We start from the raw sequence: 23,827 nt of genomic DNA on the forward strand, positions 1-23,827 counted from the left end.
GGTGGCGTCTCTCTCGACGGGGCTGAGTAACACCAACAGCTCGGTGGCGACGCTGTCTTCGGGGCTGAGCAATCAGGTGAGTGCCACGGCGTCCCTGTCGACGGGTTTGAGCACCACGACCAGCACGGTCGCGGCGATCTCGACTGGCTACAGCACCACGTCGAGCAACATCGCGTCGCTCTCGACCGGGGCCAGCACGACGGTGAGCAACGTGGCGTCGCTGTCGACCGGGTTCACCTCGCTGAGGCAAGATGCGCTGCAGTGGAACTCGACCCTCAACGCCTATGATGCAAGCCATGGGACGGGTGTCGCTCAGCGGATCACCAACGTCGGGGTGGGGACGGTCAGCGCAACGTCGACGGATGCGGTGAACGGTTCGCAGCTCTACGCGACGAACAGCTCACTCGCCTCCCTGTCGACGGCCTTCGCCGCCTCGGGGGCGGGATCCAACGGCTCCCTGTCGACGGGCCTGTCAAGCCTCACCACCACGGTGGCGGGCCTCTCGACCGGGGTCAGCTCGCTGACCGTCGGGTTGAGCAACACGAACAGTTCGGTCGCGTCTCTCTCGACGGGTCTGAGCACGACCAACAGCACGGTCAATGCCCTCTCCAGCAGCATCGGAGGCTATACGAGCTCGATCACCTCGCTTTCGACCGGCCTGAGTTCGACCACTGTGTCGATCGGCAGCCTGTCGACCGGCGTGGTTTCCCTCTCGACCGGGCTCGACTCGACCAACAGCTCCGTGGCGGCCCTGTCCACGGCCGTCGCCAACGGCGGGGTTCAGAGCCCGATCCGCTACGGAACGGGGGTGGCCTCGCCGGGCTCTGCCAGCACCACGCCGAACGACCTCTACCTCAAGCCCAATTCGGGAACGGGGCCGGTCGTCCTGCATAACGTGGGCGCCGGAAGCTTGGCGGCGAGTTCGACCGATGCCATCAACGGTGGTCAGATCTACACTCTGGGCAACAACCTGGCTTCGGCCCTGGGCGGCGGTGCAACCTTTAACTCCGCCACCGGCACGATCACGGCCCCCTCGTATCGTGTCCAGGGGCAGAACTATTCCAGTGTTGGTGGCGCCATCAACGCCCTCGATACAGGGTTGACCTCGATGCAGAACAACCTGAACGTCGTCACGGCCGCGTTGCAGCAGCAGATCACGAAGAATCGCAATATTGCCTCCGGCGGTACTGCTTCGGCCTTCGCGATGAGCCAGATGCGGTTCAGCGACAGGCCCGGGTCTCAGAGCCTGGGCATGGGCGGCGGCTTCTATGACGGTCAGGGCGCCATGGCGGTAGGCTACGGCTTCACCTCCGAGGATGGCGCATGGCGCGGCACCGCCTCGCTGTCCTACGCTCCCGGTGTCAACAAGATGGGTGTCTCCGGCGGCTTCACCTACAGCTGGTGATCGCCCTTCGCCGGGACGCTTTTGGAGCGTCCCGGCGGCTTGATCCTCGCGGTCCTCCCGCGTCGCGTGTCACCCGACATGCGGCGCATTTCGCGTGACGGCAGCTGGCCGGCCACGCGAAGGCATAGTTGTTCCCGAATGGGTTCAACGAGGCACGACGAAATCGGCATTAGCGAAGGACGCGCCTGAGGCACTGCTCACCGCTCGCACGGCCGCTCCGAGCGAGCCCAGCATCCCTTCCGTGTGGCCGTCGGCACGGGGGGCTGCCGGCAAGCCGCAGCTTGAGGCAATGGTGGAACGGTCTACGGAGCGAACGACGACAATAATTAGTAGCAATTGAAATCGATATTGAATTTACAACCAGTAGTATCTACATCATTTGATAATAAAATCACGATATCTTGGCTGTACTGATCGGAAACGACATGCTACTGGTCCGGATATGCACTGGCGATTCGAACTGACAGCCGCCCTGGTCGGCGGATTTTGTGTCTTGGCCATCCCGGCTTTCGCACAGAATCCAATCGCCACGCCTGCAATCGACGAATCTCTCTTCAAGGAGGGCTCAATTCAACTGCGTGAATTCAATTCGAAGGCTTGGTACGCGAAGTGCCAGGAAATCATCAAAATCAAAAAGCGCGTGTGCAATCTTCTCTCGACTCTGCCGGGCACGGATGGGCGACCCGATGGATCCATCCTGATCGCGACGACCGATGCCGGTGTTCCGGCCGTCATGATCGTGTTGGCGAAGGACGTCGCGGAGGGGCGTCCTATTTCGGTCAAGTCCAGTAATATCGCGCAGATCGACGGGAGGGCCGTCAAGGTCGAATACAATACGGTCGCCACGAGCCAGCAATGCGACGCGACATGCAAATACATGTTTCCCTTGGATTCTCGTTTGGTCTTCACCTTGAACGCCGGCGAGCCGGCTTCGATCTTCGTCCCGGCCGAAGAGCCGGCGCCACCCCCTGATCCGAAGGCGAAGTCCAGGAAGCAAAAACACAAAGCCGAGAAGAACGAGAAAGTGGAGAAGGCGGCGGCGCCCCTCTACACGATCTTGGGAGACGGGTTCGCGGACGCCCTCAAGGCCAGCACCCAGGGTTGGTGAGCTCAGGGTTCGGTGCGTCGTTCCTCCGGCTCGTCGGCGGGCCAGCCGTCGTCGGTCGAATACCCGGCGTCGCACGCGAAGTATTCCGTGATTTGAACGGTCAAGGTCGCGATAGTTCCAAGAGTAAAGGACGCCGATCTGGCGATCGGCGAGCATCACAACCTTTTGAAATTGAAGGCGGGCCAACTCGTGTTTTGCGGATGCGCCTTCGGATGCTTTTGACACCTCATCAATGCGGCGGAGTGGAAAATGCTTGGCAGTTTGAAGCAGAATATACTCTTTCTCATCTTCATATGCCTTGCCGCCAATATCATGGCTTTGACGGGCATTCACATCGCGTCGGTCATGAAGGCCATTCCACAGGCGCAAAACTACGAAGTCATCGATTGCGGTGATGCACAGGGGCGGATCCATAAATGCATCCGGATCGATCCGAAGGCCGGTGAGATCAACGATGCCAGTAAAGGCGCGAGCTATCGCGTGATATTCGGGCAATAACGCCCTCGTTGTCTTGCGATCATTCGAGCTCGAACAGAGTTTCGATATTCGAATGGATGGCGAGAATGGCGCGAGGGCGGCCATTGTGTCTTACCCAGAAAAGATCTCGTCAAAATCAGTCAGCCGTCGCGGTCGTGGATTTCCGCCGCCGTCTTCCCTCTGCAATGAAAACGGAATGGATCAGCCATGAGGACTTCGACTGCAATCGCGACCGGTTTCTGCGCCCTTCTGCTGGGCTACGGCGTGACGACCGTGGATGCTTTTGCGCAGGCACCTGCACCCACGCCCGCCCCCGCCGCGGGAGGTCATCATAGTGCCCCGGCCAAGCCTGCGGCGGTCAAGCACGCCGCCCAGAAGCCTGCGGCGGACAAGAAGGCCGAGCCGGCCAAGGCCGCCCAACAGGCTCCGGCCGAGCCGCCGCGGGACGTCACCACGCGGTTCGAGAACTGGACGGTGAATTGTGCCAAGAAGCAGCAACCGACCGATCCGTCGAACTGCGTGGCCCTCATTCCGGTCGCCCGGGACAAGACCGATCAGCGCAAGATCGTCATCATGGGCGTGACCAAGCGCGGCGACGCCTTCACCTTCTTCACGCACACGCCGACGGGGGTGGATATCAAGTCGGGTGTCGAGATCCAGTTCGAGGGCCGGGCGCCCCGCCATTTCGACTTCGGCAGCTGTGAGCCCGCCCTGTGCACGGTCTCGGCGCCGCTCGACAACCCGCTCCTCGACGAGCTGCTCAACGTACCCCAGGTGAGCGTCGCGTGGACCAGCCTCAGCGTCGGCCAAGCCAAGGTCGCGTTCGCGACCACCGGCGCCCGGCCGGCGCTCGAATTCCTGCGGGCCCAGTAGCCAAGCCGTCGGCCGAGGGGAGGGGGTGAGCGATGCGCATCGGCGTCTCGATCATGACCGGGGAGCACCAGCATGTCTGGAGCAACGGTCTCGTTCAGAACATCTACCATTTCGCGAAGACGCTGCAGAACATCCCCTTCGTCGAGGCCGTCTATCTGCTGAACTGCGGCAACAAGGAGGATCACCCCGCGGGTCTCGACGCTGAAGGGCGGGCGATTCCCCTGGTCTGGCCCGCCGAGGTCACCGACTCGATCGATATCGCCATCGAGTTGGGCGGCGCCGTTAGCATGGAGTGGATGCGGCGGATCCGCCGTCGCGGCGGGAAGGCCATCCTGCACCTCTGCGGCCAGCCCTACGTGGCCCTCGTCGAGCCGACCGTATTCAAGCGTGAAGGCTTCTTCCTCAACCCGGAGCGCTTCGACGAGGTGTGGGTGCTGGCCAAGGACATGATCTTCGCTCCGATGATGGAGACGATGTATCGCTGTCCGATCCGCGAGGTCCCCTACCTCTGGTCGCCGCGCTTCCTGGAGGAGACCTTCCTGCGCGACGACGAGGGGCGGCCACTCTTCGGGTATACCCCCGGCTCCCTGCGCCCCGGCAACGTCAATCCGGCGATCTTCGAGCCGAATCTGTCGCCGATCAAGATGGGCCTCGTCCCGATCATGATCTGCGAGGCGCTCGAGCGGCAGCGGCCCGACGCGATCGGCCGCCTGATCTTCCACAACACCGACAGGATGATGTCGCACGCGTCATTCGTCCATCTGATGCAGAACATGGACGTCTACCAGAAAGGTAAGTGCGAGCTGGTTGCGCGGGATTACTTTGCGCATGCCATGGGCCGGGGCAAGAACGTCGTCGTCAGCCATCAGATCAACTGCCCGCAGAATTACCTCTATCTCGACGCGCTGCATGGCGGCTATCCGCTTATCCACAATTCACCGATGTTCAAAGAACTCGGCTATTATTACCCGGATTGCGAGGTGGCCGCCGGCGCCGAGGCGCTGGCCCGGGCGATCGACCAGCACGACCATGGGCTGGTCGAGTATCGCCGCCGCGCGCGCCACGCGATCGACGCCCTCTCCCCCACCGGGCGCAACAACATCGACACCTACGCGCGCCTGCTCACCACCCTCGTATCCTCTGGCGACCGGCGGAGATTCGCGTGAAAGCTGCGAAGACACTCGATGGTGCCTCCGCGAAGGGCCGAGGCAAGACGCGGCTGCGGGTCGGCGTGACCCTCTACATCCGCGACGAGAACCAGACCCTCTGGGAGAACGGTATCTTCCAGAACTCGTTCTTCCTCCTCGATCTGCTGAAGCGCTCGCCCGTGGTCGAGGGCTGCTGCATCGTGGCCGGTGGGGACGGCGACCCTAAGGCGGCAAAGGAGCTTCTGGCCTTCGCCGACGTCGATGTCGTCACGATGGCCGAGGCCAAGGACACCCTCGACCTCGTCATCGAGCTGAGCGCCCAGCTCGACGCCGCCTGGGTCAAGGGCTTCGCCGAGGGCGGCGGGCGCGTGATCGCCATGCGGGTGGCGAACGATTTCATCATCGATTGCGAGCGGATGGCCTTCGAGCTGCCGCCGGCGCTGCTGATCTCGGGCGCGCCCTATGCCGAGATCTGGACCCTGCCGGCCTTCGCCCGCACCTGCCGCAGCTATTACGAGACCGGCTATCGGGCGCCAGTCAGGGTGATGCAGCACCTCTGGTCGCCCTCCCTGGTGGAGCGGACCGTGGCCGAGAAGCTCGGGGGCGCGAGCCTGCACTACAAGCCCGGCAAGACCCGCTGGAGCGTCGGGATCATCGAACCGAACATCTGTTCGGTGAAGACCTGCCATATCCCCATCCTGGCCAGCGAAGTCGCCTATCGCCTGCGCCCGGGCGCCTTCGATCACATCCGCATCTTCAATACCATCCCGCTGCGCGACAACGGGATTTTCATCAACTTCGCGCAGGCGACGCAGATGGTTCAGGATGGTGTCGCCACCTTCGAGGCGCGCTTCCCGATCTACACGATCCTCGGCCAATACGCCGATGCCATCGTCTCGCATCATTGGGAGAACGCGCAGAACTACGTCTATTACGAAGCGCTGTATTACGGCTACCCGCTCATCCACAATTCGGACATGCTCGAGGGATGTGGCTACCGCTACGCGGATTTCGATCCGCAGGATGGCGGGCGCGCCCTGATCCAGGCCAAGCAGCAGCACGACCTCAATCTAGAAGCCTATAAGGCCGATGGCCGGCGCCTGATCGCCACCACCGATCCGGCCTCCGAGCGGAACATCCGGTCCTACAGCGAAGCGATCTGGCGCGCCTATACGGGCGACCCGGACGGCTCGTTGCCCTCCGACCTGCCCACGATCCCGTCGGCGGCCTGAGGGGCGATCCATGGCTGGTCGCCCCCTCCGGATCGGCATCACCCTCGGCCTCGGCAGCACGGCCGAGAGCCTGTGGCTCAATGGGATCAAGCAGAACGCCCTGGCGCTGGCGAAGCTGTTCAAGGGCTCGCCGCACGGCCACCACGTTCTGCTGTTGAACACGACCGACGTTCCGCTCACGGCCGATCTGCCCTGGGACCTCACGATCTTCGAGACCAGGCGCTTCGCGGATGGGTGGCAGGGGCTCGACGTGCTCTTCGAACTGGGCGGACAGATCGACCCCGACCAGACCGACCTGCTGAAGCGTCAGGGCACGAAGATCGTCAGCTATTGCTGCGGGGCCGAGTACGTCCAAAACATGGAGGCCATGATCTTCGGGCGGCGTCTCTACGACTTCGTCTTCATCAATCCGCGATACGACGAAGTCTGGATCATCCCGCAACTCTGGACGCTGAACCGCGGCTTCTTCGAGACGCTCCGGCGTTGCCCGACCCGACAGGTGCCCTTTGTCTGGGATCCCGCCGCCCTCGAAGCGAGCGCCCGGCACCTGCCCGAGGGGGGCGCGTATCGCCCGCGGCTCGGCCCCAAGCGGCTCTCGGTCATGGAGCCGAATGTCGATGTCCTGAAGTTCTGCCTCTACCCGATCTTCATCGCCGAGCGCGCCTTCCGGGAGGTGCCGGACCGCATCGCCTTCCTGCACGTCACCAACGCCCAGGCCCTCGCCAGCACGAGCACGGAATTCATCCTGCTGATGAACCAGCTCGATCTCGTGAAGGCCGGGCGGGCGAGCTTCATCGGCCGCATGACCACGCCGGAATTCCTCAGCGGGCATACCGACATCGTCATTTCCCATCAGTGGGAATTGCCGCTGAACTACATGTACCTCGAATGCTGCTGGCAGGGGTATCCGCTGATCCACAATTCGGAGGCGATAGCCGACCTCGGCTATTACTATCCCGGGAACGACCTCCAGGCCGCGACCCACCAACTCGTCGCGGCGCTGTCCCGCCACGACGAGACCTGGGCGGAGTACACGGCCAGCCAGCGGGCGCGGATTCAGCGATACCACGCGGAGAGCCCGGCCCTGATCGACACCTACGACGATCTGATCTTTGCCCTCGTGGACGGCCGCCCGGCCTGAGGGGAGGGCGGGCCGCCTCCGAGCCGCGCGCCTCAGGCGAGGGCGAGACACCCGGCGATGACGGCGAGGCCCACCGCGAGCCACGCGACGTAATCGCCGATGAGCCCGCTGTGCCACGCCTCCAGAAGCCGGGCGGGTTGCGACTGCGTCGCGCTCAGCGGCCGGGTCACCGGGCGGGGCAAGCGATGGCGGAAGAGGGCGTAGCCCGCCAGCGCCACGGCGCCGCCGACGGAGGTCCAGGCGGGCAGGCTCGAACCGTCGGTGAGCGGTCCCGCGAGGGTGTTGCGGCTGAAGGCCGGCACCGCGCTCTGGACGACGTCGCGCACCCATTCGGAGGGCAGGGCGACGTCCAGCGCCAGCATCGCGCAGCAGGGAGCGAGCATCAGCCAGAGCGGCCGGTCGGCCTTCTCCCGTTCCTCCTCGCTCGGCGCGCCGGCCTCGTCGCCGGGATCCTCGCCGAGGCCGAGGAAGATGCGCCCCGCCGCCCGCAGCACCGCCGCTCCGGTGAGGGCGCCGCCGACCACCGTCGCGGTGAGCGCCAGGGGATGCTCGTGCTCCATGGCCCCGTGCAGCAGGCGCGCGCCCTGGTCGAGGACACCCACGGGCAGACCCGCCAGCAGCAGCCCGGCCGAGGCCATCGCGATCCCGGCGGGCCCGATGCCCCGGCCGAGGCCGCGCAGGGCGATCTCGTCGATGCTCGCCCGCGTGGCGAGCAGGATGCCCGCGAGCATGAACAGGCCGCCCTTCACCAGCCCGTGCCCCACTACGTAGACGAGCAGGCCGCCGGTGCCCCCGGCCGACAGCGTGCCGATGCCGATGAGCATGATGCCGGCATGCGAGATGGTGGAGAAGGCCAAGAGCCGCTTCAGGTGGCGCTGGAGCAGGGCCATCCAGCCGCCGAGGACCGCGCTCACCGCCCCGAGGCTGACGAGCAGCGTCGGCACCGCCCCGCGGATCTGTTCGGATCCGAGGAAGACGGCGGCGGTGAGCTTGGCGAGGCCGAGGATCCCGAGGGAGACCATCGCCCCGGAAAAGATCACCGAGACCGGGCTCGGCGCCACGGCATGGGCGTCGGCGAGCCAGAATTGGAACGGCACCGTCGCGCCCTTGATCATCAGGGCCGCCGCCACGAGGCAGAAGCCGCCGAGCACAACGGGATCGCGGCCCGCCTTGGCGACGCCGGCCGCGATCCCGGCGAAGTCGAGGGTCTCGGTGCGGGCGTAGAGCAGCCCGATGCCGCCGAGCATGAGGAAGCCGGCGAGGCTGTTGATGACCGTGAAGTTCAGGGCGCCGGTGATCGAGGACTCCTCCAGGTGGTAGGCGGTCAGGGCGAAGGCCGCCACGCTCATCACCTCGAACCACACGAAGAGGTTGAACAGGTCGCGGGTGAAGCAGAAGCCCGTCATCGCCGCGAGGAAGAGCATCATCAGGATGTGGAAATGCCCGTGGGTGCGGCCGAAGAAGCCCCAGGCGAAGACGAAGGTACAGGCGTAGAGGAAGGCGATGAAGGCCGCGATCCAGCCGCTCGCCGCGTCGATCGAGAAGCCGATGCCGAGCGCCATCCCGTTCCGGGGCGTCCAGCCGCCGAACCAGTAATCCACCGTCCCGTCTCCGGCGCGATGGGCGATCAGCGCGCTCAGGGCGGCGCAGATCAGGGCCGTGAGGGTGCTGACGATGTCGAACAGGCGGGGCGGCAGGTAGTGGGCGACCGCCAGCATCGTTGCGCAGGCGACAAGGGGCAGCGCCACGGGCAGGGGGGCGAGAATCTCGGCCGGCCAATCCGGGAGGAGGGGGGCGATCATCATGCGGCCCGCCCCGGGTGGGCGCGATCCTGGCTCGAAGCCGCGCCGCGGCGCTTCCGCAGGGGTCTCAGTTGCTCGGGGTCGAGGGTCCCCGTCCGCTTGTAGACCTGCACCGTCAGGACGAGGAGGAGGGCGGTGAGCGTCGCGCCGACGACGATGTCCGTCAGCACCAGGGCCTGCATCACCGGATCGACGGCGGGCGTGCCGGGTGGGTGATCGTAGAAGATCGGTGCGATGCTGCCCCAGCGGAAGCCGAGACCGAGCAGCAGCACGTAGGTCGCCGACTGGCAGACCGAGAGGCAGCCGACGAGATGGATGAGGTTCCGGCTGGAGGCGAGGCCGTAGAGCCCGATCGCGAACAGCCACGCCGCGACGGCATAGGGAAGCCAGGTCATAGGGAAACCCCGGTCACGCGCTGTCCTCTCCGGGCTCCTCGGGGCCGTCCGGCACCCGCGTCTCCTCCATGAATTCGAGGAAGAGTTGGGTGAATCCGCCGCAGACGGCGAGCGCCACGCCGGCATTCTCGACGAGCATCAGCCCGCCGGAGAACACGTCCTTGAAGGTGCCGTAGGGCAGGACGTTCTGCATGAAGGCGGCGCCGACCAGCATGGGGGCGAGGCCGCACAGGGCGAAGAGCAGGGCGCCGCCGCCCTCCATCGCGTCGAGCCAGTGGCTGCGCACCGCGTCGCGCCACCCGGCATAGCCCTCGCCGAGATAGGCGAGCATGGTGCCGGAGGCGAGGATCACGCCGCCCTGGAACCCGCCGCCCGGCGTCACGGTGGCGTGGAGCACGACGTAGAGGCCGAACATCATCAGGAGGGGGCCGGTGAGGCGGCAGGCGAGCTGCACCGCCTCGGAGCGCGGCAGCATCGCCCGGCCGTGCAGGCGCATCGCCCGGTCGGTGTTGCCCTCGCCCCGCTTGCCCCGCAGCAGCACGACGGTGCCGGTGATGGCCGCGAGCAGCATGAACTCCTCACCGAGGGTATCGAGCCCGCGGATGTCGAAGTTGATGAAGCTCACCATGTTGGCGACGTGCCGCTCGCCCGGCGCGATGGCGTTGATCGTCTCGCCGTAGGCCGCGATCGTGGATCCGAAATCCGGCAGGTGCCCGATCGTGGCCGCCGCGCCGGGGAGGAGCGCGAGAAGCGCGAGGCCGAGAATGGCGAGGCGGAGGCGCGGGCTCATCGGGCGTCGCCCTCGCCGGAATTCTCCTCGCGGTGGCCGGTGCGTACGGCCATCAGCGCCACGAGGAAGAGCAGCGGCACCGCCACCGCCCCCACCGCGAGCTCGGACAGGGCGACGTCCGGCGCCTGGAGGGCGGTGAACAGGATCGTCAGCACGATCCCGTTGGCCGCGAGCACGAAGATCTGCCGCGAGGGATCGCGCACCAGCACCACGGCGGTGCCGGAGGCGGCGGTGAGCAAAAGGAGGACGCCGAGGATCGCGCTCACGCCGAGCGGCCCTCCCGCATCAGCAGCGCCCGCCCGGCGGCGTGGGACAGCACCGCGCCGGAGCCCACGAGGAGCGCCATGAGGAAGAGGATCTTCAGCGAGCGCACGGAGACTCCGTCCGCCGCGAAGCCCGCCGCCGTGACGAACAGCCCGGCGGCCACGTTCAGGAAGGAGACCGCGTGCAACCGGTCGAGGGCGCGGGGCTGGCGCAGCAGCGCGAGGGCCGCGAGCCAGGTCGCGGCGACGGCCAGCGCCAGGGGCAGGGCGACGAGCGCGGTCATATCCAACGCTCCAGGAACACCGACATGAGCAGCGTGCCGGGCAAATTGAGGATCGCCAGGGTCAGGGCGAGATCGATGACCGAGGCTTGGTCGGTGGCGAAGGTCAGCAGTGTCAGCACGCTCACCGCGATGGTGGCGGCGAGCTGGTAGGCGGCGAAGCGCTGGCCCGGCGTGCCGCGCCACGTCAGCACGGCGGCGAGGGTCAGGGGCGGTAGGAGGGCGAGGATCGCGGCGGTCCAGAGGCTCATGCGGTGGCGTCCTTCCGGGCGAGGGCGTGATCGACGATGCCGCCGTCGCCGCCGTCGTCCCGCAGGATGAAGGTGTCCGGCGACAGGGAGGCCGCGATCAGGCCGTAGGCGCGCTCGGCCGGCCGGTCTGCCGTCGCCCAGTCGCTGTCGGTCCCGCGCCGGTAGGCGACGGAGCCCTCGGGCGTGCCGCGGACGACGACGGAAAGAAGCTGGGCGCCGACTCGCACGGTCGCGCCGGGCAGCATCAGGAGGGCGCCGCCCAGCGGCCGCAGCGCCGGGAACCAATGGTCGAACCGCTTGCCACCGATCCGCCCGGCGCGGGCCCACCACACGCAGCCGACGAGGGCCGAGCCGCTGCCGGCGATGAGCTCGTCGATGCCGACGGATCCGGAGAACAGGAGGTAGAGCCCGAACAGCACGGCCCATGCGACGGAGAGACCGGCGACGAAGCGTCGGCGGGCCGTGTCTGGGTGGTCGGCTGGGGGCATGGCGGACGGTCCCGGCGGGGCGGGGGCGAGCGCCGTCTCCGGCCAAGCCTGGCGGCTCAAGTCGTGGCGCCGCCTTCGGTTCCGCCGCCTCCCGCGTGGAGCCGCGCCGCCTGTCACGAAGCGGCGAGGACGTCCGCCGTCTCCCGTGTCAGCCCGTCCCGAGATAGGCCGCGATGTTCCGCCGGATCCGCTCCAGCGGGGTGACGGACGGATCCGGCAGATCGAAGCGCTGCCCCGTGATGGTCTCGAAGGCACGGATGTAGACGGCGGCGGTCTCCAGCACGATGTCGGCCGGGATCTCGGGGATCGGGTCCTTGTAGGGATCGCAGCGGGCGACGACCCAGTTGCGGACGAAATCCTTGTCGAAGCTCTCGGGTGCCTGCCCCGCCTCGAAGCGGGCCGGGTAGCTCTGCGCGAACCAGTAGCGGCTGCTGTCGGGGGTGTGGATCTCGTCGGCGAGGACGACGCGGCCCTGTGGGTCGAGGCCGAACTCGTACTTCGTGTCGGCGAGAATCAGACCGCGGGCGGCCGCCAGCTCCTGGCCGCGGGCGAAGAGGGCGAGCGCCGCCCCGCTGACGGTGCGCCACTGCTCGGGGGTGAGCAGATTCCGGCCCAGGATCTCCGCCTCGGTGAGCGGCTCATCGTGGCCGCCGTGGTCGGCCTTGGTGGTGGGGGTGATGATCGGCCCGTCCAGGGCTTGGTTCGGGCGCAGGCCGTCCGGAAGGCGGTGGCCGTACATCGCGCGCTCGCCCGCCTTGTAGCGGGTGAGGATAGAGGTCGAGGTGGTGCCGGCGAGGTAGCCGCGCACCACGATCTCCACGGGCAGGATCGACAGGCGCTGGCCCACCACCACGTTCGGGTCGGGATAGGCGATCACGTGGTTCGGGCAGATGTCGGCGGTGCGCTCGAACCAGAACCTCGCGGTCTGCGTCAGCACCTGCCCCTTGAAGGGAATCGCGGCGAGCGCCCGGTCGAAGGCGCTGATCCGGTCCGAGGTGATGAGGATCCGCCGCCCATCGGGCAGGTCGTAGTTATCCCGCACCTTGCCGCGGTAATGGTTCGGCAGGTCCGGCAGCGTGGCGTCGTCGAGGACCTGCCGGGCGTAGGGGGCAAGGGCGGCGCTATCCATCGAAGTCTCCGGCGGGTCAGGAATCCGCCGCCGGTCTTTGCGCGCAACGGGCCGCGAAGGCCAGGGGGATCCGCGTACGGTCCAAGGGCCGTGTCCCGCCTGCGACGCGAGATCATCTCACTTCTGGGATGTGTCCGCCACGGCGGTGAGGGCCTTCCTCCACGTCTCGATCTCGTCCTGCGGCATGTCGTAGAAGCCGAGCGCCCGGCCCAGGGCGAGGCCGAGGATCGCGAAGAACACCACGGATCCGGAGCCGGTCCCTGCCTCGGCCTCGGACAGGCGGGTCAGCCGCTCCACGACGAAACTCCGGTAGTCCGCGAGCGCAGCCGGATTCTCGATCGAGGCCGTGATCAGGGCGCGGGAGAATTCGTCTTCGTCCCGGCAGGTCTCGCAGAAGTGGTCGACCATCGCCCTCGCCAGCCGTTGAGGGCCCTCCGCCTCCGCCGCTTCGGACTGTGCGATGCCGGCCCGGAGCGAGGCGAACTTGCGGGCCACCAGGGCGGCCACCAGCGCGTCCTTGGAGGCGTAATGATGCAGGACGCCGCCCTTGCTGAGCCCCGCGGCGGCGGCGACGGCGTCCATCGTGAGGCCGCCGGCCCCGCGTTCGCGCAGGACGGTATGCGCGGCATCGAGGATCGTCTCGGCACGGTCGGCCAACCGACGCTTCATCGCCCTGCTCCGATTTTTAAAAACCGTCTGGACGGTCGGTAACAGGCGGGGTATCGGTTTGTCACGGGCGAAAGCCCGGTCCGAACCCTTTTCTCTCCGTCGACTGACCCATGGCCGCACGCCACCGGAACCGATCCTTCCTGGTCGTCCCCCTTCTGGCCGTCACGGCGATCGCGGCTTGCGGCCCGAGCCTCGCCGCCGATCCGAACCTGCTGCGAGTGCGGGTCATTGAGGCGCGGCGCACGGTGGTGCCGGAGGACGTCGTCCTCAGCGGCGACATCCAGGCGCAGGCACAGGTGAACGTGTCCTTCCGGACCAATGGCAAGGTGGCGAAGCGGCAGGTGGAGGTCGGCGACCATGTGGAGGCGGATCAGGTGCTGGCCGAGCTGGAACCGCTGACCCAGCGCGCCAACCTCGACAACGCCCGCGCCGCGCTCTCGTCGTCCGAGGCGCAGCTGACCCAGGCCAAGCTGACCTTCGAGCGGCAGAAGCAGCTCCTCGGCGGCGGGTACACCACCCGCTCGTCCTACGACAACGCCGAGCAGGAGTTGCGCTCCGCGCAGGCCGCCGTGGAATCGGCCAAGGCGGCGCTCGGCACGGCCAACGAGCAGTTTTCCTTCACGGAGCTGCGCGCGGGCGTGGCGGGCATCGTGACCACCCGGACCTTCGAGGTCGGGCAGGTGGTGCAGGCGGGCCAGACCGTGCTGGCCGTCGCGCAGGACGGCGCGCGCGACGCGGTGTTCAACGTTTTCGAGGCGCTCACCGCCCGGCCGCCCTCGGACCATACGGTGGACATCACCCTCCAGGCCGACCCGTCCGTGAAGGCGGTGGGCCGCGTGCGCGAGATCTCGCCCACCGTGGACGCCTCGACGGGCACGGTGCGGGTCAAGATCGGCCTCGCCTCGACGCCGCCCGCCATGGGGCTCGGCGCGGTGGTGGTGGGCCGGGCGCAGTTCGCGCGCGAGGAGGCGGTCGTGCTGCCGTGGTCGGCGCTCTACCGCTACGGCAACGAGCCCGCCGTGTGGATCCACGACCGGGACAAGGGCACCGTGTCCGTCCGGCCGGTGGTGATCGCCCGGTATGGGCCGAACATCATCGTGCTGAAATCCGGCGTCGAGCCCGGTGAGAGCGTGGTCGTCGCCGGCATCCAGTTCCTGCGGCCGGGCCAGGCCGTGGCGGCCATCGACCTCGGCCAACCCACCTTCCAGGGAGCCGCAGCCCCGGCGGCGAGGCAGTGACGATGCTCTTCCTCCGGACCCGCCCACGCATCCTGCCCGGTGCGGCCCTCGCCGCACTCGCCCTCACCCTCGGCGCCTGCAAGCCGGAGGAGAAGCACGAGGCCGCCCCCGTGCGGCCGGTGCTCACCGTCGTCGCGGAACCGCGCGACGGCGAGATGTTCGGCCCCTTCGCCGGTACCGTCGAGCCGCGCTACCAGTCGCAACTCGGCTTCCAGATCCCCGGCCGCATGGTCGCCCGGGACGTGACCGTGGGCGATCTGGTGAAGGCGGGGCAGCGCCTCGCCGCCCTCGATCCGGTCGTGTCCCGCTTCGATCTCACCCGCGCCGAGGCGGACTTGGCCGATGCCAAGGCGCAATCGGAGAACGCCACTGCCGCGGAGGCCCGTTCCCGCCGCCTGATGGCGGGCAACGCCGTCAGCCAGGCGACCCTCGATCAGGCGATCGCCCGCCGGGACACCGCCCAGGCCCGCCTCGCCCAGGCGGAGGCGAGCCTGCAGAAGGCCCGCGACCAGATGGGCTACACGGAGCTGAAGGCGGAGTTCGACGGCGTCGTCACCCAGCGCCTCGCCGAGATCGGACAGGTGCTCAGCGCCGGTCAGGGCGTCGTCACGGTGGCGCGGCCCGAGGCGCGCGACGCGGTGGTGGACATTCCGGAAACCCTAATCGGGGCCATGCCCAAGGACGGGGTCTTCACCGTGGCGCTCCTCTCGGCGCCGGACCTGACGGTGCGGGCGAGGGTGCGCGAGGTCGGCCCCTTCGCGGACGCCAACACGCGTACGCGCCGCATCCGCATGACGCTGGAGAACCCGCAATCCGCCTTCCGGCTCGGTGCGATGATCACCGTGTCCCTCAGCCGGAGCATCCCCCGGCACTTCCTGCTGCCCGAGACCGCCCTCCTCACCGAGGACGGGCGGCGCTCGGTCTGGGTGGTCGCGCCGGACGGCCGCTCCGCCTCCCGCCGGGACGTGACGCTCGCCGAGGTCGCGCGGCCCCCCGGCACGATCGCCGTGACGGACGGGCTGAAGCCCGGCGAGCACGTCGTGACGGCGGGCATCCATTCCATCCGCGAGGGGCAGCCCGTGCGGCTCGCCGCCTCCGCCGAGTGACGGTCCGGGACCCGACGCACGTGAGTGATTTCAACCTTTCCGATTGGGCGCTGCGCCACCGGTCGATGATCTGGTTCCTGATGGGCGTGTGCCTGCTGGCCGGGGTGATGGCCTACGGCCGCCTCGGCCGCGAGGAGGACCCGCCCTTCACCATCAAGACCATGGTCGTGCAGGCGATGTGGCCGGGCGCCACGATCAGCGAGACCCTCGATCAGGTCACCGACAGGATTGAGAAGGAGCTGCAGCAGCTCAACGGGCTCGATTACGTCCGCAGCTACACGACGCCTGGACAGGCGACGGTCTTCGTCCAGTTCCGCGACACCACGAAGCCCTCCGAGGTCCAGCCCGCCTTCTACCAGACCCGCAAGCGGCTGGGCGACATCAAGGGCCAGTTCCCGGCAGGCGTGCAGGGACCGTTCTTCAACGACGAGTTCGGCGACGTCTACGGCAACATCTACGCCTTCACCTCGGACGGCCTGAGCTACCGCCAGTTGCGCGACTACCTGGAGCGGGTGCGCACCGAGGTCCTGAAGGTGCCCGATATCGGCAAGACGCAGATCATCGGCGCGCAGGACGAGGTGATCTACCTCGACTTCTCCTCCCGCAAGCTCGCGGGCTACGGCATCGACCTCCAGGCGCTGGTCAAGGCGCTCCAGGCGCAGAACGCCGTCTCGGCCTCCGGCGTGGTGCAGGCCGGGCCGGAGCGCATCTCCCTGCGGGTCAGCGGCTCCTTCACCTCGGAGGCGTCGTTGCAGGACGTGAACCTGCGGGTGAACGATCGCTTCTTCCGCCTCGCCGACATCGCGCAGATCAGCCGGGGCTACGAGGATCCGCCCGCTCCGATGTTCCGGGTGAACGGCAAGCCCGCCCTCGGCCTCGCCATCGCCATGCGGCCGGGCGCGAACCTGCTGCATTTCGGCGAGGCGCTGAAGGAGCGGATGCACACGATCGAGGGCAACCTGCCCCTCGGCGTCGAGGTCCACCTCGTCTCCGACCAGCCGAAGATCGTCGAGGAGGCGGTGGGCGGCTTCACGGAGGCGCTGGTGGAGGCGGTGGTGATCGTGCTCGGCGTGAGCTTCGTGAGCCTCGGCGTCCGGGCGGGGCTCGTGGTGTCGGTGTCGATCCCCCTCGTGCTCGCCATCGTCTTCGTCATCATGCAGGTGATGGACGTCACGCTGCAGCGGATCTCCCTCGGCGCCCTCATCATCGCGCTGGGCCTGCTCGTGGACGACGCCATGATCACCGTCGAGATGATGGTGGCCCGGCTCGAACTCGGGGAGAGCCTGAAGAAGGCCGCCACCTACGCCTACACCTCCACGGCCTTTCCGATGCTCACCGGCACCCTCGTGACGGTGGCGGGCTTCCTGCCCATCGGGTTCAACGGCTCGGGCGCGGGCGAATACACCTATTCGCTCTTCGTGGTGATCGCGGCCTCGCTCCTCGTCTCCTGGGTGGTGGCGGTGCTGTTCGCCCCACTGATCGGCGTCACCCTCCTGCCGAAGACCGTGAAGCACCACGCCGAGAAGCGCGGCCTCTTCACGCGCTTCTTCCTGGCGGCGCTGCGCGTGGCCATGCGCTGGCGGTGGACGACGGTGGTCGCCTGCGTCGCCCTCATGGCGGCCGCCATCGTCGGGATGGGCCATGTGCAGCAGCAGTTCTTCCCCTCGTCCGACCGGCCGGAGATCCTCGTCGATCTGACCCTGCCGCAGAACGCCACCATCGCCGAGACGAAGGCGCAGGCCGACCGGTTCGAGGCGTCGCTGAAGGGTGATCCCGACATCGCCGCGTGGTCGTCCTATGTCGGCCAGGGCGCCGTGCGCTTCTACCTGCCCCTCGACCAGCAGCTCGCCAACGCGTTCTACGCGCAGATCGTGATCGTCACGAAGTCGCTGGAAACCCGCGACAAGGTGATGGCGCGCTTGGCCGAGCGCGGGCGGCGGGATTTCGTGGGCACGGACATCCTTGTCCAGCCCCTGAGCCTTGGCCCGCCGGTGGGGCGCCCGATCCAGTACCGCCTGAGCGGGCCGGACCTGCAGGAGGTGCGCCGCCGCGCCCTCGACCTCGCCAACGTGGTGGCGGGCGATACCCGGCTCGACGTGCCGACCTTCGATTGGAACGAGCCCGGCAAGGTGCTCCGGGTGGAGATTCTCCAGGACAAGGCCCGTCAGCTCGGCGTGACGAGCCAGGACATCGCCGGGATCCTCAACGGGATCGAGGGCGGGCAGTCGATCACCTCGGTGCGCGATTCGATCTACCTCGTGGACGTGGTCGGCCGGGCGCAGGCGACGGAGCGCAGCTCCCTCGACACGCTGGAGAGCCTGCAGGTCGGCCTCGCCAACGGCTCGGTGGTGCCGCTCCTCGCCTTCGCCCGGATCGGCTACGATCTGGAGCAACCCATCGTCTGGCGACGCAATCGGCTGCCCACCGTCACGGTCCGCGCCACCATCCGCGACACCACCCAGCCCGCGACGATCGTCGATGCCCTGAAGCCCGGCATCGACGCCTTCGCCAAGGCCCTGCCGGCCGGGTATACGCTGGAGACCGGCGGCGCCGTGGAGGAGGCGGGCAAGGGCCAGGGCCCCATCGGCAGGGTCGTGCCGGTGATGCTTCTCACCATGGCGACGCTGCTGATGATCCAGCTCCAGAGCTTCGGGCGGATGTTCCTCGTCTTCACCGTCGCGCCGCTCGGCCTGATCGGCGTGGTGCCGGCCCTGCTGCTCTCCGACAAGCCGATGGGCTTCGTCGCGATCCTCGGCATCCTCGCCCTGATCGGGATCATCATCCGCAACGCGGTGATCCTCGTAACCCAGATCGAGGAGTTCCGGGCGGAGGGCCGCACGCCCTGGGATGCCGTCTTCGAGGCGACGCACCACCGGATGCGGCCGATCCTGCTGACGGCCGCGGCGGCGAGCCTCGGCCTCATCCCGATCGCCCGGGAAGTGTTCTGGGGGCCGATGGCCTACGCGATGATCGGCGGCATCCTGGCCGCGACCATGCTCACGCTCATCTTCCTGCCGGCCCTTTACGTGGGCTGCTACCGCATCCGCGAGGAAAAGCCGGCCGGGTGAAGCCGGAGGCGGGTCGGCCCGGGATCAGCGCCCGGTCCGCCGCCGGACCCTGACCGGGATCGCCTTTGGCTGGAGCGCGCGGTGGAGGACGGACAGGATCGCGGCCAAGGCGGCGAAGCTCGGCAACGCGATGTTCAGGATCGTCATGATGTGACCTCCGAACCAGAAAGGGGAGGGTGAGGCGCCGCCGGTTAACGTGTCGTTAACGCGTCTCCCGCCAGCCCGTCCCTTAACGAAGCATTTACCACGGCCCCGCACCGCTGGCGCAATGCGGGGATGGGGCGGCTCATGGTCTCGGGGGTCACGATAGCGGCGGGGCGTCGGCCGCGGCGTCCGGGTCTCGGCCCGGTGCTGCGTGTCGTCCTCGGTCTCGCTGGTCTCTGCCCGTCCGGCCCCGCCCACGCGCAGGAGGCGCTGTTCCTGCGGATCAGGCCCCGGCCCGATCCCGCGGCGCTGGGAACGGCGGGCGGCGCCGAGGCCGCGCTCGCCGCCCGCGAGGCGATTTGGGAGCGCAGCAACGCCCGGGCGCGGACCATCATCGAGTCGGTCTGCACGGGATGCCTGCGGCCGTGGGACACGCCCGCGCCGCGCCTCGTGACCGCCGCCGCGAACCCGGCTGCGATGCCTCCGGCCGCGGCGTCGTCGTCCGGGGGGCAGGCGCCCGCCCTGGCCGTCGCCACGATTCCTGACCCATTGGGGGTTGAATCCGACCCGCCCCTTGGGGCATCCGAGCCGACCTCCGATCCATCGTTCCCCGAGAGGCGACCATGACGCAAGCGCACCCGACCAGTGGCGCCGAGCCCGAGATCGATTGCCCCGTGAGCCTCGAGGTGCTCGGTTCGGTCTACCGTGCGGACGAGTACGACCTGCCGGAGATCCTGGCCCGGATCCCGGCGATCAAGCGCGCCCAGCTCGCCACCTACCTCTACGGCAAGAGCCACATGCACCAGCTCGGCCTGAAGGTCGCCCGCGCCTGCGACCGCGAGGACCTGATCCGCGTGGCGGGCGAGATCGGTTCGGTGATTCACGGGCAGGCCCACCTCAAGCCGGGTAAGCCCGCCGTGGACGTGGCGGCGGAGCTGACGAAGCACAAGCCGTTGCCCGGCCAGAAGAAGGTGAGCTTGGCGGGCGCCGCCAAGGGCGCCCCGAAGCCCGCCATCAGCCTCGGCGGCTCGGCCAAGATCCGCAACTTCGACTGACCTCCCGCGCGGCGGGCGAGACGCTGAAATGCGCGTCGCGCCGGGACCATGCGGATTCCGGATGCCAGCCTTCCCCAGACCGAACGGGCACGCGCGTTGCGTGCCCGTTCCGGCTCGTTTAACTGCCGCCGATGAATACCGACCACGATAAGATCCTGATCGTCGATTTCGGCTCTCAGGTGACGCAGCTCATCGCCCGCCGGGTGCGGGAGGAGGGCGTCTATTGCGAGATCGTGCCCTTCACCAAGGCCGAGGCCGCCTTCCGCGAGCAGAAGCCCAAGGGCGTGATCCTCTCCGGCGGCCCCGAATCGGTGACCGTCGAGGCCAGTCCCCGCGCCCCGCAACTGGTGTTCGAATCAGGCGTGCCGGTCTTCGGTATCTGCTACGGCCAGCAGACCATGGCGGCGCAGCTCGGCGGTGCGGTCGAGGGCGGCCACCACGCGGAGTTCGGCCGCGCCGAGATCGAGGTCCTGGCCGATTGTCCCCTGTTCAAGGGCGTCTGGCACAAGGGTGAAAAGTACCCCGTCTGGATGAGCCACGGCGACCGGGTGACGAAGCTGCCGGACGGCTTCACCACGGTGGCGATCTCAAAGAACGCGCCATTCGCGGCCGTCGCGGACGAGGCCCGGCGCTACTACGCGGTGCAGTTCCACCCGGAGGTGGCGCACACGCCCCACGGTGCCCTGCTGATCCGCAACTTCGTGCGCGACATCGCCGGTTGCTCCGGCGACTGGACCATGGGCGCCTACCGCGAGGAGGCCATCGCCAAGATCCGCGAGCAGGTCGGCAACGAGAAGGTGATCTGCGGCCTGTCCGGCGGCGTCGACTCGGCGGTTGCCGCGGTGCTGATCCACGAGGCCATCGGCGATCAGCTCACCTGCGTGTTCGTGGATCACGGGCTGCTGCGCCTCGGCGAGGCCGAGCAGGTCGTGGCGCTGTTCCGGGATCACTACAACATCCCGCTGGTCCACGTCGAAGCTTCGGAGATGTTCCTGTCTGCGCTTGAGGGCGTGAGTGACCCGGAGATCAAAAGGAAGACCATCGGCCGCCTGTTCATCGACGTCTTCGAAGCCGAATCCAAAAAAATCGGCGGGGCGGCGTTCCTGGCGCAAGGGACGCTCTACCCGGACGTGATCGAGAGCGTGTCCTTCACCGGCGGCCCCTCGGTGACGATCAAGAGCCACCACAACGTCGGCGGCCTGCCCGAGCGTATGAACATGAAGCTCGTGGAGCCGCTCCGCGAGCTGTTCAAGGACGAGGTTCGGGTGCTCGGCAAGGAGCTCGGCCTGCCGGACGCCTTCGTCGGCCGCCACCCGTTCCCCGGTCCCGGCCTCGCCATCCGCTGCCCCGGCACGATCACGGGCGAGAAGCTCGACGCCCTGCGCAAGGCGGATGCGATCTATCTCGACGAGATCCGGCAGGCGGGCCTCTACGACACGATTTGGCAGGCCTTCGCGGTGATCCTGCCGGTGAAGACCGTGGGCGTGATGGGCGACGGGCGCACCTACGACCACGTCTGCGCGCTGCGCGCCGTGACCTCCGTCGACGGCATGACCGCCGACTTCTACCCCTTCGACATGGCCTTCCTCGGCCGCGTGGCGACGCGGATCATTAACGAGGTGAAAGGCATCAACCGGGTGACCTACGACATCACGTCGAAGCCGCCGGGCACGATCGAGTGGGAGTAGGTGCAAGCCCCTTCAGGCCGTCGGCTTGAGGGGATTGAGGGTTTCGACACCGTCGAAGTCCCGCTCGTTGTCGGTGACGACGACGCAGCCGTGGACCTGCGCGACGGCGGCGATGATCGTGTCCAATGCGCTCCGCGGTCGCCCCCGCGCCTTGCCGTCTGCCATGAGCGCGGCCCAGGCCAGGGCGGCCTTCTCATCGAAGGCGAGCACCCGGCCCCCGAAGAGGGCCTGCGGCCCCTCGGGTCCTGAGAACCACGCTTCGAGATTTTCGCGCCGCTTTCCGTGCGGCATGTCGAGGATGCCCCGGCGGATCTCGGCCACCGTCAGGGAGGCGATGGCGAGGTCCTGATCGGCCTGCCGGCCGAGCCAATCGAGCAACGCCTCGGACGGCCTCGGCTCGATGACGTGGCTGATGATTGTCGTATCGAGCAGGAAGCGCATCAGAGGTCGATCGCGCGGCCATCCCCCCGCGACCGCTCCAGATCGAGATCGGCCCCCACCAGGGGCGAGCGCCGCAGGGCGGCGAGGATGCCGCCTTGACGCGAAGGCGAGCCCGCCATCGACCGGCCGACCGAGGCCCGCAATTCCTGCGCCTCGGGCGTATCCTCGGCCAGCCGGCGCGCCAGCGAGCGGATCAGTTCGCGATCAGTGTCACGGCCCAGCACCTCGAAACGGGCCAAGCCCCGCTCCCCGAGCCGAGAGCGGTAGTTCCGCATCGCACGCTGCTGGGCTTTTTCCGTCGTCGCTCCCCGATGTGCCCGGTGATGTAGCTGGGAAGAGGCGCGCCAGCAACGACGGCGGCGGGCTCACCAGCATCACCCCCCGCACAGCGCTGGAGACAGCTTCGCGAGTGCCGCCCTGAACCGGGCGAGGTGCAGTCCGTCGCGCAACGCGCCGGGCTCAGCGAAGCCGGTGTCGCCGTCGCGCAGGTCGGCATAGGGGTCGGCGAAGGTGCAGCCGAGGCGGCCGCAGAGGGCCTTCAGCCGCGCCGAGTAGTCGGCCACGGCCCCCGCATCGACCAGGCTGGCGATTCCCCGCCCCACCGGGGGGAGGGCGGTGACGACGACCCGGTCGGTCACCGCCTGGAGGCGCCGGACGATCCGTTCGGCCGCCGCCTCGAACCGGATTGCCGCGTCCTCGCCGCGGGGACGGTTCTTCAGCAGCAGATCGTTGGTACCGATGGTCAGCGAGGCCGCCTGCGGGCGCGTCGCGAAAGTCAGGCGGGCGAGGTCATCCGCGTAGGCGGAGGTGGTCGCGCCGCTGACGCCGCCGTTGACGAGGGGCAGGCCGCAGGGCCGCTGGTCGGCGGGCTGCAACTCGGATTGCGAATCGCCCGCCAGGAACACGTATCCGGCCGGCGCCTCGTCGAGGGCGACCTGCACCGCGATCAGTCGCATGGTCGCGTAGGCCCGGGAATCGGCGCCGGGCTTGTGCAGCCGCCAGCCCACCACGCCCCCGAGGCCGGCGAGGATCGCGGCCGCGAGGCCGAGCAGCACGATCCTTCTCATCGGGCGGCGCCCGCGCGGTCGACCTGCGCGTCCGGCCGGGAATCCGTCGAGGCGTAGTAGGGTTTGATGTCGAGGAGCGGCGTGCCGTCGAGGCAGTCCAGCCCGCGCACGCTCAGGCGGTCGCCGTCGCGGCCGAGGAGTTCGACCACCGAAAGGGCGATCGGGTTGGGCCGGGCGGGGGAGCGCAGGGAGAAGGTGCCGCGGGGGCCGTCCGCGTGGCGGGGCCGTTGCACGAGGAGGCCGCGGGTGGCCCTGTCCATCCAGTAGAGCAGGATGAGATGCGTGCAGCCGGTAACGTGGCTCAGGGCCGGCGCGTAGGCCGGATCGACCTCGACGGTGCAGGTCTCCTGCGTCTGGAGGCCGTTCTTCGGGCAGGCGGCGCGCTCGTGCCAGGGCGTGCGCAGGCGGCCGATGAAGTGCAGGCCGGCGTCGAAGGTGGCGGGCAGGTCCGCCGCGATCTCCCCCGGCCGCACGCCGAATGCCCCGTCCGCCATCGCTGTCCCCGCCGTTGCCGGTCGCCGTGTCGGCCATGCGGGCGCGGCGCGCAAGGGCCGCGGCGCGGGGCTCG

The 23,827-nt window shown here is 68.3% G+C and carries 28 protein-coding genes; 13 read left to right on the top strand and 15 right to left on the bottom strand.

Features of this window, described 5'->3' with window-relative positions; genetic code table 11:
• Positions 1 to 1,405: YadA-like family protein (locus tag MFF06_RS13435; protein ID WP_238204625.1), on the top strand; the 1,405-nt coding region annotated here is incomplete at its 5' end.
• On the opposite strand, the gene MFF06_RS22805 is transcribed toward MFF06_RS13435, so the two are convergent.
• Positions 1,389 to 1,478 (bottom strand): hypothetical protein, encoded by a 90-nt coding sequence (locus MFF06_RS22805; RefSeq protein WP_370876507.1) that lies wholly within the window; start codon positions 1,476 to 1,478, stop codon positions 1,389 to 1,391. The two genes, MFF06_RS13435 and MFF06_RS22805, sit on opposite strands and share 17 nt — an antisense overlap.
• A 420-nt stretch (positions 1,479 to 1,898) precedes the next feature.
• Between MFF06_RS22805 and MFF06_RS13440 the strand changes: the two genes are divergently transcribed.
• The 6 genes from MFF06_RS13440 (at position 1,899) to MFF06_RS13465 (ending at position 7,384) form a co-directional block, all read left to right on the top strand.
• The gene (locus MFF06_RS13440) at positions 1,899 to 2,513 is read left to right on the top strand and encodes a hypothetical protein (RefSeq protein ID WP_238204626.1); all 615 of its coding nucleotides are present in this window, start codon (positions 1,899 to 1,901) and stop codon (positions 2,511 to 2,513) included.
• 249 nt (positions 2,514 to 2,762) lie between these two features.
• Positions 2,763 to 3,011 carry a hypothetical protein gene (locus tag MFF06_RS13445; protein ID WP_238204628.1) on the top strand — a complete coding sequence of 83 codons (249 nt, stop codon included), beginning with the start codon at positions 2,763 to 2,765 and terminating at the stop codon, positions 3,009 to 3,011.
• A gap of 186 nt (positions 3,012 to 3,197) precedes the next feature.
• Positions 3,198 to 3,863: an invasion associated locus B family protein gene (locus MFF06_RS13450; protein WP_238204630.1), complete on the top strand. Its 666-nt coding sequence runs from the start codon at positions 3,198 to 3,200 to the stop codon at positions 3,861 to 3,863.
• A 32-nt stretch (positions 3,864 to 3,895) separates the two neighbouring features.
• Positions 3,896 to 5,029 (top strand): DUF2827 family protein, encoded by a 1,134-nt coding sequence (locus tag MFF06_RS13455; protein WP_238204632.1) that lies wholly within the window; start codon positions 3,896 to 3,898, stop codon positions 5,027 to 5,029.
• The gene (locus MFF06_RS13460) at positions 5,026 to 6,243 is read left to right on the top strand and encodes a DUF2827 domain-containing protein (protein ID WP_238204633.1); all 1,218 of its coding nucleotides are present in this window, start codon (positions 5,026 to 5,028) and stop codon (positions 6,241 to 6,243) included. Before MFF06_RS13455 ends, MFF06_RS13460 begins: the two co-directional genes overlap by 4 nt.
• A gap of 10 nt (positions 6,244 to 6,253) precedes the next feature.
• Positions 6,254 to 7,384 carry a DUF2827 domain-containing protein gene (locus MFF06_RS13465; protein ID WP_238204636.1) on the top strand — a complete coding sequence of 377 codons (1,131 nt, stop codon included), beginning with the start codon at positions 6,254 to 6,256 and terminating at the stop codon, positions 7,382 to 7,384.
• Positions 7,385 to 7,416: 32 nt separating this feature from the next.
• On the opposite strand, the gene MFF06_RS13470 is transcribed toward MFF06_RS13465, so the two are convergent.
• The 9 genes from MFF06_RS13470 to MFF06_RS13510 form a co-directional block, all read right to left on the bottom strand.
• Positions 7,417 to 9,189: a complex I subunit 5 family protein gene (locus MFF06_RS13470; protein ID WP_238204639.1), complete on the bottom strand. Its 1,773-nt coding sequence runs from the start codon at positions 9,187 to 9,189 to the stop codon at positions 7,417 to 7,419.
• A complete protein-coding gene (locus tag MFF06_RS13475) occupies positions 9,186 to 9,581 on the bottom strand; it encodes a sodium:proton antiporter (RefSeq protein WP_238204641.1) in 396 nt (131 codons plus the stop codon). Before MFF06_RS13475 ends, MFF06_RS13470 begins: the two co-directional genes overlap by 4 nt.
• Before the next feature lie 13 nt (positions 9,582 to 9,594).
• Entirely contained in the window at positions 9,595 to 10,371 is a 777-nt protein-coding gene (locus MFF06_RS13480; RefSeq protein WP_238204643.1) for an MnhB domain-containing protein, read from the bottom strand.
• A complete protein-coding gene (locus tag MFF06_RS13485; RefSeq protein WP_238204645.1) occupies positions 10,368 to 10,637 on the bottom strand; it encodes a Na(+)/H(+) antiporter subunit B in 270 nt (89 codons plus the stop codon). The genes MFF06_RS13480 and MFF06_RS13485 overlap by 4 nt, the downstream gene beginning before the upstream one ends.
• Complete coding sequence (locus tag MFF06_RS13490) at positions 10,634 to 10,918, bottom strand: monovalent cation/H(+) antiporter subunit G (protein WP_238204647.1); 285 nt, start codon at positions 10,916 to 10,918, stop codon at positions 10,634 to 10,636. Before MFF06_RS13490 ends, MFF06_RS13485 begins: the two co-directional genes overlap by 4 nt.
• Entirely contained in the window at positions 10,915 to 11,166 is a 252-nt protein-coding gene (locus MFF06_RS13495; protein WP_238204649.1) for a monovalent cation/H+ antiporter complex subunit F, read from the bottom strand. The genes MFF06_RS13490 and MFF06_RS13495 overlap by 4 nt, the downstream gene beginning before the upstream one ends.
• Positions 11,163 to 11,654: a hypothetical protein gene (locus MFF06_RS13500; protein WP_238204651.1), complete on the bottom strand. Its 492-nt coding sequence runs from the start codon at positions 11,652 to 11,654 to the stop codon at positions 11,163 to 11,165. Before MFF06_RS13500 ends, MFF06_RS13495 begins: the two co-directional genes overlap by 4 nt.
• A 148-nt stretch (positions 11,655 to 11,802) precedes the next feature.
• The gene (locus MFF06_RS13505; protein ID WP_238204653.1) at positions 11,803 to 12,783 is read right to left on the bottom strand and encodes a phosphoribosylaminoimidazolesuccinocarboxamide synthase; all 981 of its coding nucleotides are present in this window, start codon (positions 12,781 to 12,783) and stop codon (positions 11,803 to 11,805) included.
• A gap of 117 nt (positions 12,784 to 12,900) precedes the next feature.
• A complete protein-coding gene (locus MFF06_RS13510; RefSeq protein WP_238204656.1) occupies positions 12,901 to 13,452 on the bottom strand; it encodes a TetR/AcrR family transcriptional regulator in 552 nt (183 codons plus the stop codon).
• 110 nt (positions 13,453 to 13,562) lie between these two features.
• Between MFF06_RS13510 and MFF06_RS13515 the strand changes: the two genes are divergently transcribed.
• The 3 genes from MFF06_RS13515 to MFF06_RS13525 are packed head-to-tail and all read left to right on the top strand — an operon-like array spanning position 13,563 to position 18,864.
• Entirely contained in the window at positions 13,563 to 14,690 is a 1,128-nt protein-coding gene (locus MFF06_RS13515) for an efflux RND transporter periplasmic adaptor subunit (protein ID WP_238204658.1), read from the top strand.
• Positions 14,691 to 14,692: 2 nt separating this feature from the next.
• Positions 14,693 to 15,796, top strand: coding sequence for an efflux RND transporter periplasmic adaptor subunit (locus MFF06_RS13520; protein WP_238204660.1), 1,104 nt, complete (start codon positions 14,693 to 14,695; stop codon positions 15,794 to 15,796).
• A 20-nt stretch (positions 15,797 to 15,816) separates the two neighbouring features.
• Entirely contained in the window at positions 15,817 to 18,864 is a 3,048-nt protein-coding gene (locus MFF06_RS13525) for an efflux RND transporter permease subunit (RefSeq protein ID WP_283207272.1), read from the top strand.
• A gap of 24 nt (positions 18,865 to 18,888) precedes the next feature.
• On the opposite strand, the gene MFF06_RS22675 is transcribed toward MFF06_RS13525, so the two are convergent.
• Complete coding sequence (locus MFF06_RS22675) at positions 18,889 to 19,011, bottom strand: hypothetical protein (protein WP_283207273.1); 123 nt, start codon at positions 19,009 to 19,011, stop codon at positions 18,889 to 18,891.
• A gap of 201 nt (positions 19,012 to 19,212) precedes the next feature.
• Between MFF06_RS22675 and MFF06_RS13530 the strand changes: the two genes are divergently transcribed.
• The 3 genes from MFF06_RS13530 to guaA all read left to right on the top strand — a co-directional run bounded on the left by MFF06_RS13530 (position 19,213) and on the right by guaA (position 21,751).
• Positions 19,213 to 19,635, top strand: coding sequence for a hypothetical protein (locus MFF06_RS13530; RefSeq protein ID WP_238204662.1), 423 nt, complete (start codon positions 19,213 to 19,215; stop codon positions 19,633 to 19,635).
• Positions 19,632 to 20,063, top strand: a complete 432-nt coding sequence (locus MFF06_RS13535; RefSeq protein ID WP_238204664.1) for a hypothetical protein — start codon at positions 19,632 to 19,634, stop codon at positions 20,061 to 20,063. Before MFF06_RS13530 ends, MFF06_RS13535 begins: the two co-directional genes overlap by 4 nt.
• Before the next feature lie 131 nt (positions 20,064 to 20,194).
• Complete coding sequence (guaA, locus tag MFF06_RS13540) at positions 20,195 to 21,751, top strand: glutamine-hydrolyzing GMP synthase (RefSeq protein ID WP_238204666.1); 1,557 nt, start codon at positions 20,195 to 20,197, stop codon at positions 21,749 to 21,751.
• A gap of 12 nt (positions 21,752 to 21,763) precedes the next feature.
• Here the strand turns inward: guaA and MFF06_RS13545 are convergent, their stop codons facing one another.
• The 4 genes from MFF06_RS13545 to tsaA form a co-directional block, all read right to left on the bottom strand.
• On the bottom strand, positions 21,764 to 22,195 hold the full coding sequence (locus MFF06_RS13545; RefSeq protein WP_238205108.1) for a PIN domain-containing protein: 432 nt from the start codon (positions 22,193 to 22,195) through the stop codon (positions 21,764 to 21,766).
• Positions 22,192 to 22,467: a hypothetical protein gene (locus MFF06_RS13550; protein WP_238204668.1), complete on the bottom strand. Its 276-nt coding sequence runs from the start codon at positions 22,465 to 22,467 to the stop codon at positions 22,192 to 22,194. The genes MFF06_RS13545 and MFF06_RS13550 overlap by 4 nt, the downstream gene beginning before the upstream one ends.
• A 99-nt stretch (positions 22,468 to 22,566) precedes the next feature.
• Positions 22,567 to 23,259: an SGNH/GDSL hydrolase family protein gene (locus tag MFF06_RS13555; protein WP_238204670.1), complete on the bottom strand. Its 693-nt coding sequence runs from the start codon at positions 23,257 to 23,259 to the stop codon at positions 22,567 to 22,569.
• Positions 23,256 to 23,753, bottom strand: coding sequence for a tRNA (N6-threonylcarbamoyladenosine(37)-N6)-methyltransferase TrmO (tsaA, locus tag MFF06_RS13560; protein ID WP_238204672.1), 498 nt, complete (start codon positions 23,751 to 23,753; stop codon positions 23,256 to 23,258). The genes MFF06_RS13555 and tsaA overlap by 4 nt, the downstream gene beginning before the upstream one ends.
• Between the last annotated feature and the right edge of the window lie 74 nt (positions 23,754 to 23,827).

The sequence above is a fragment of the Methylobacterium aerolatum genome (assembly GCF_022179085.1).
Lineage (GTDB): Bacteria > Pseudomonadota > Alphaproteobacteria > Rhizobiales > Beijerinckiaceae > Methylobacterium > Methylobacterium aerolatum.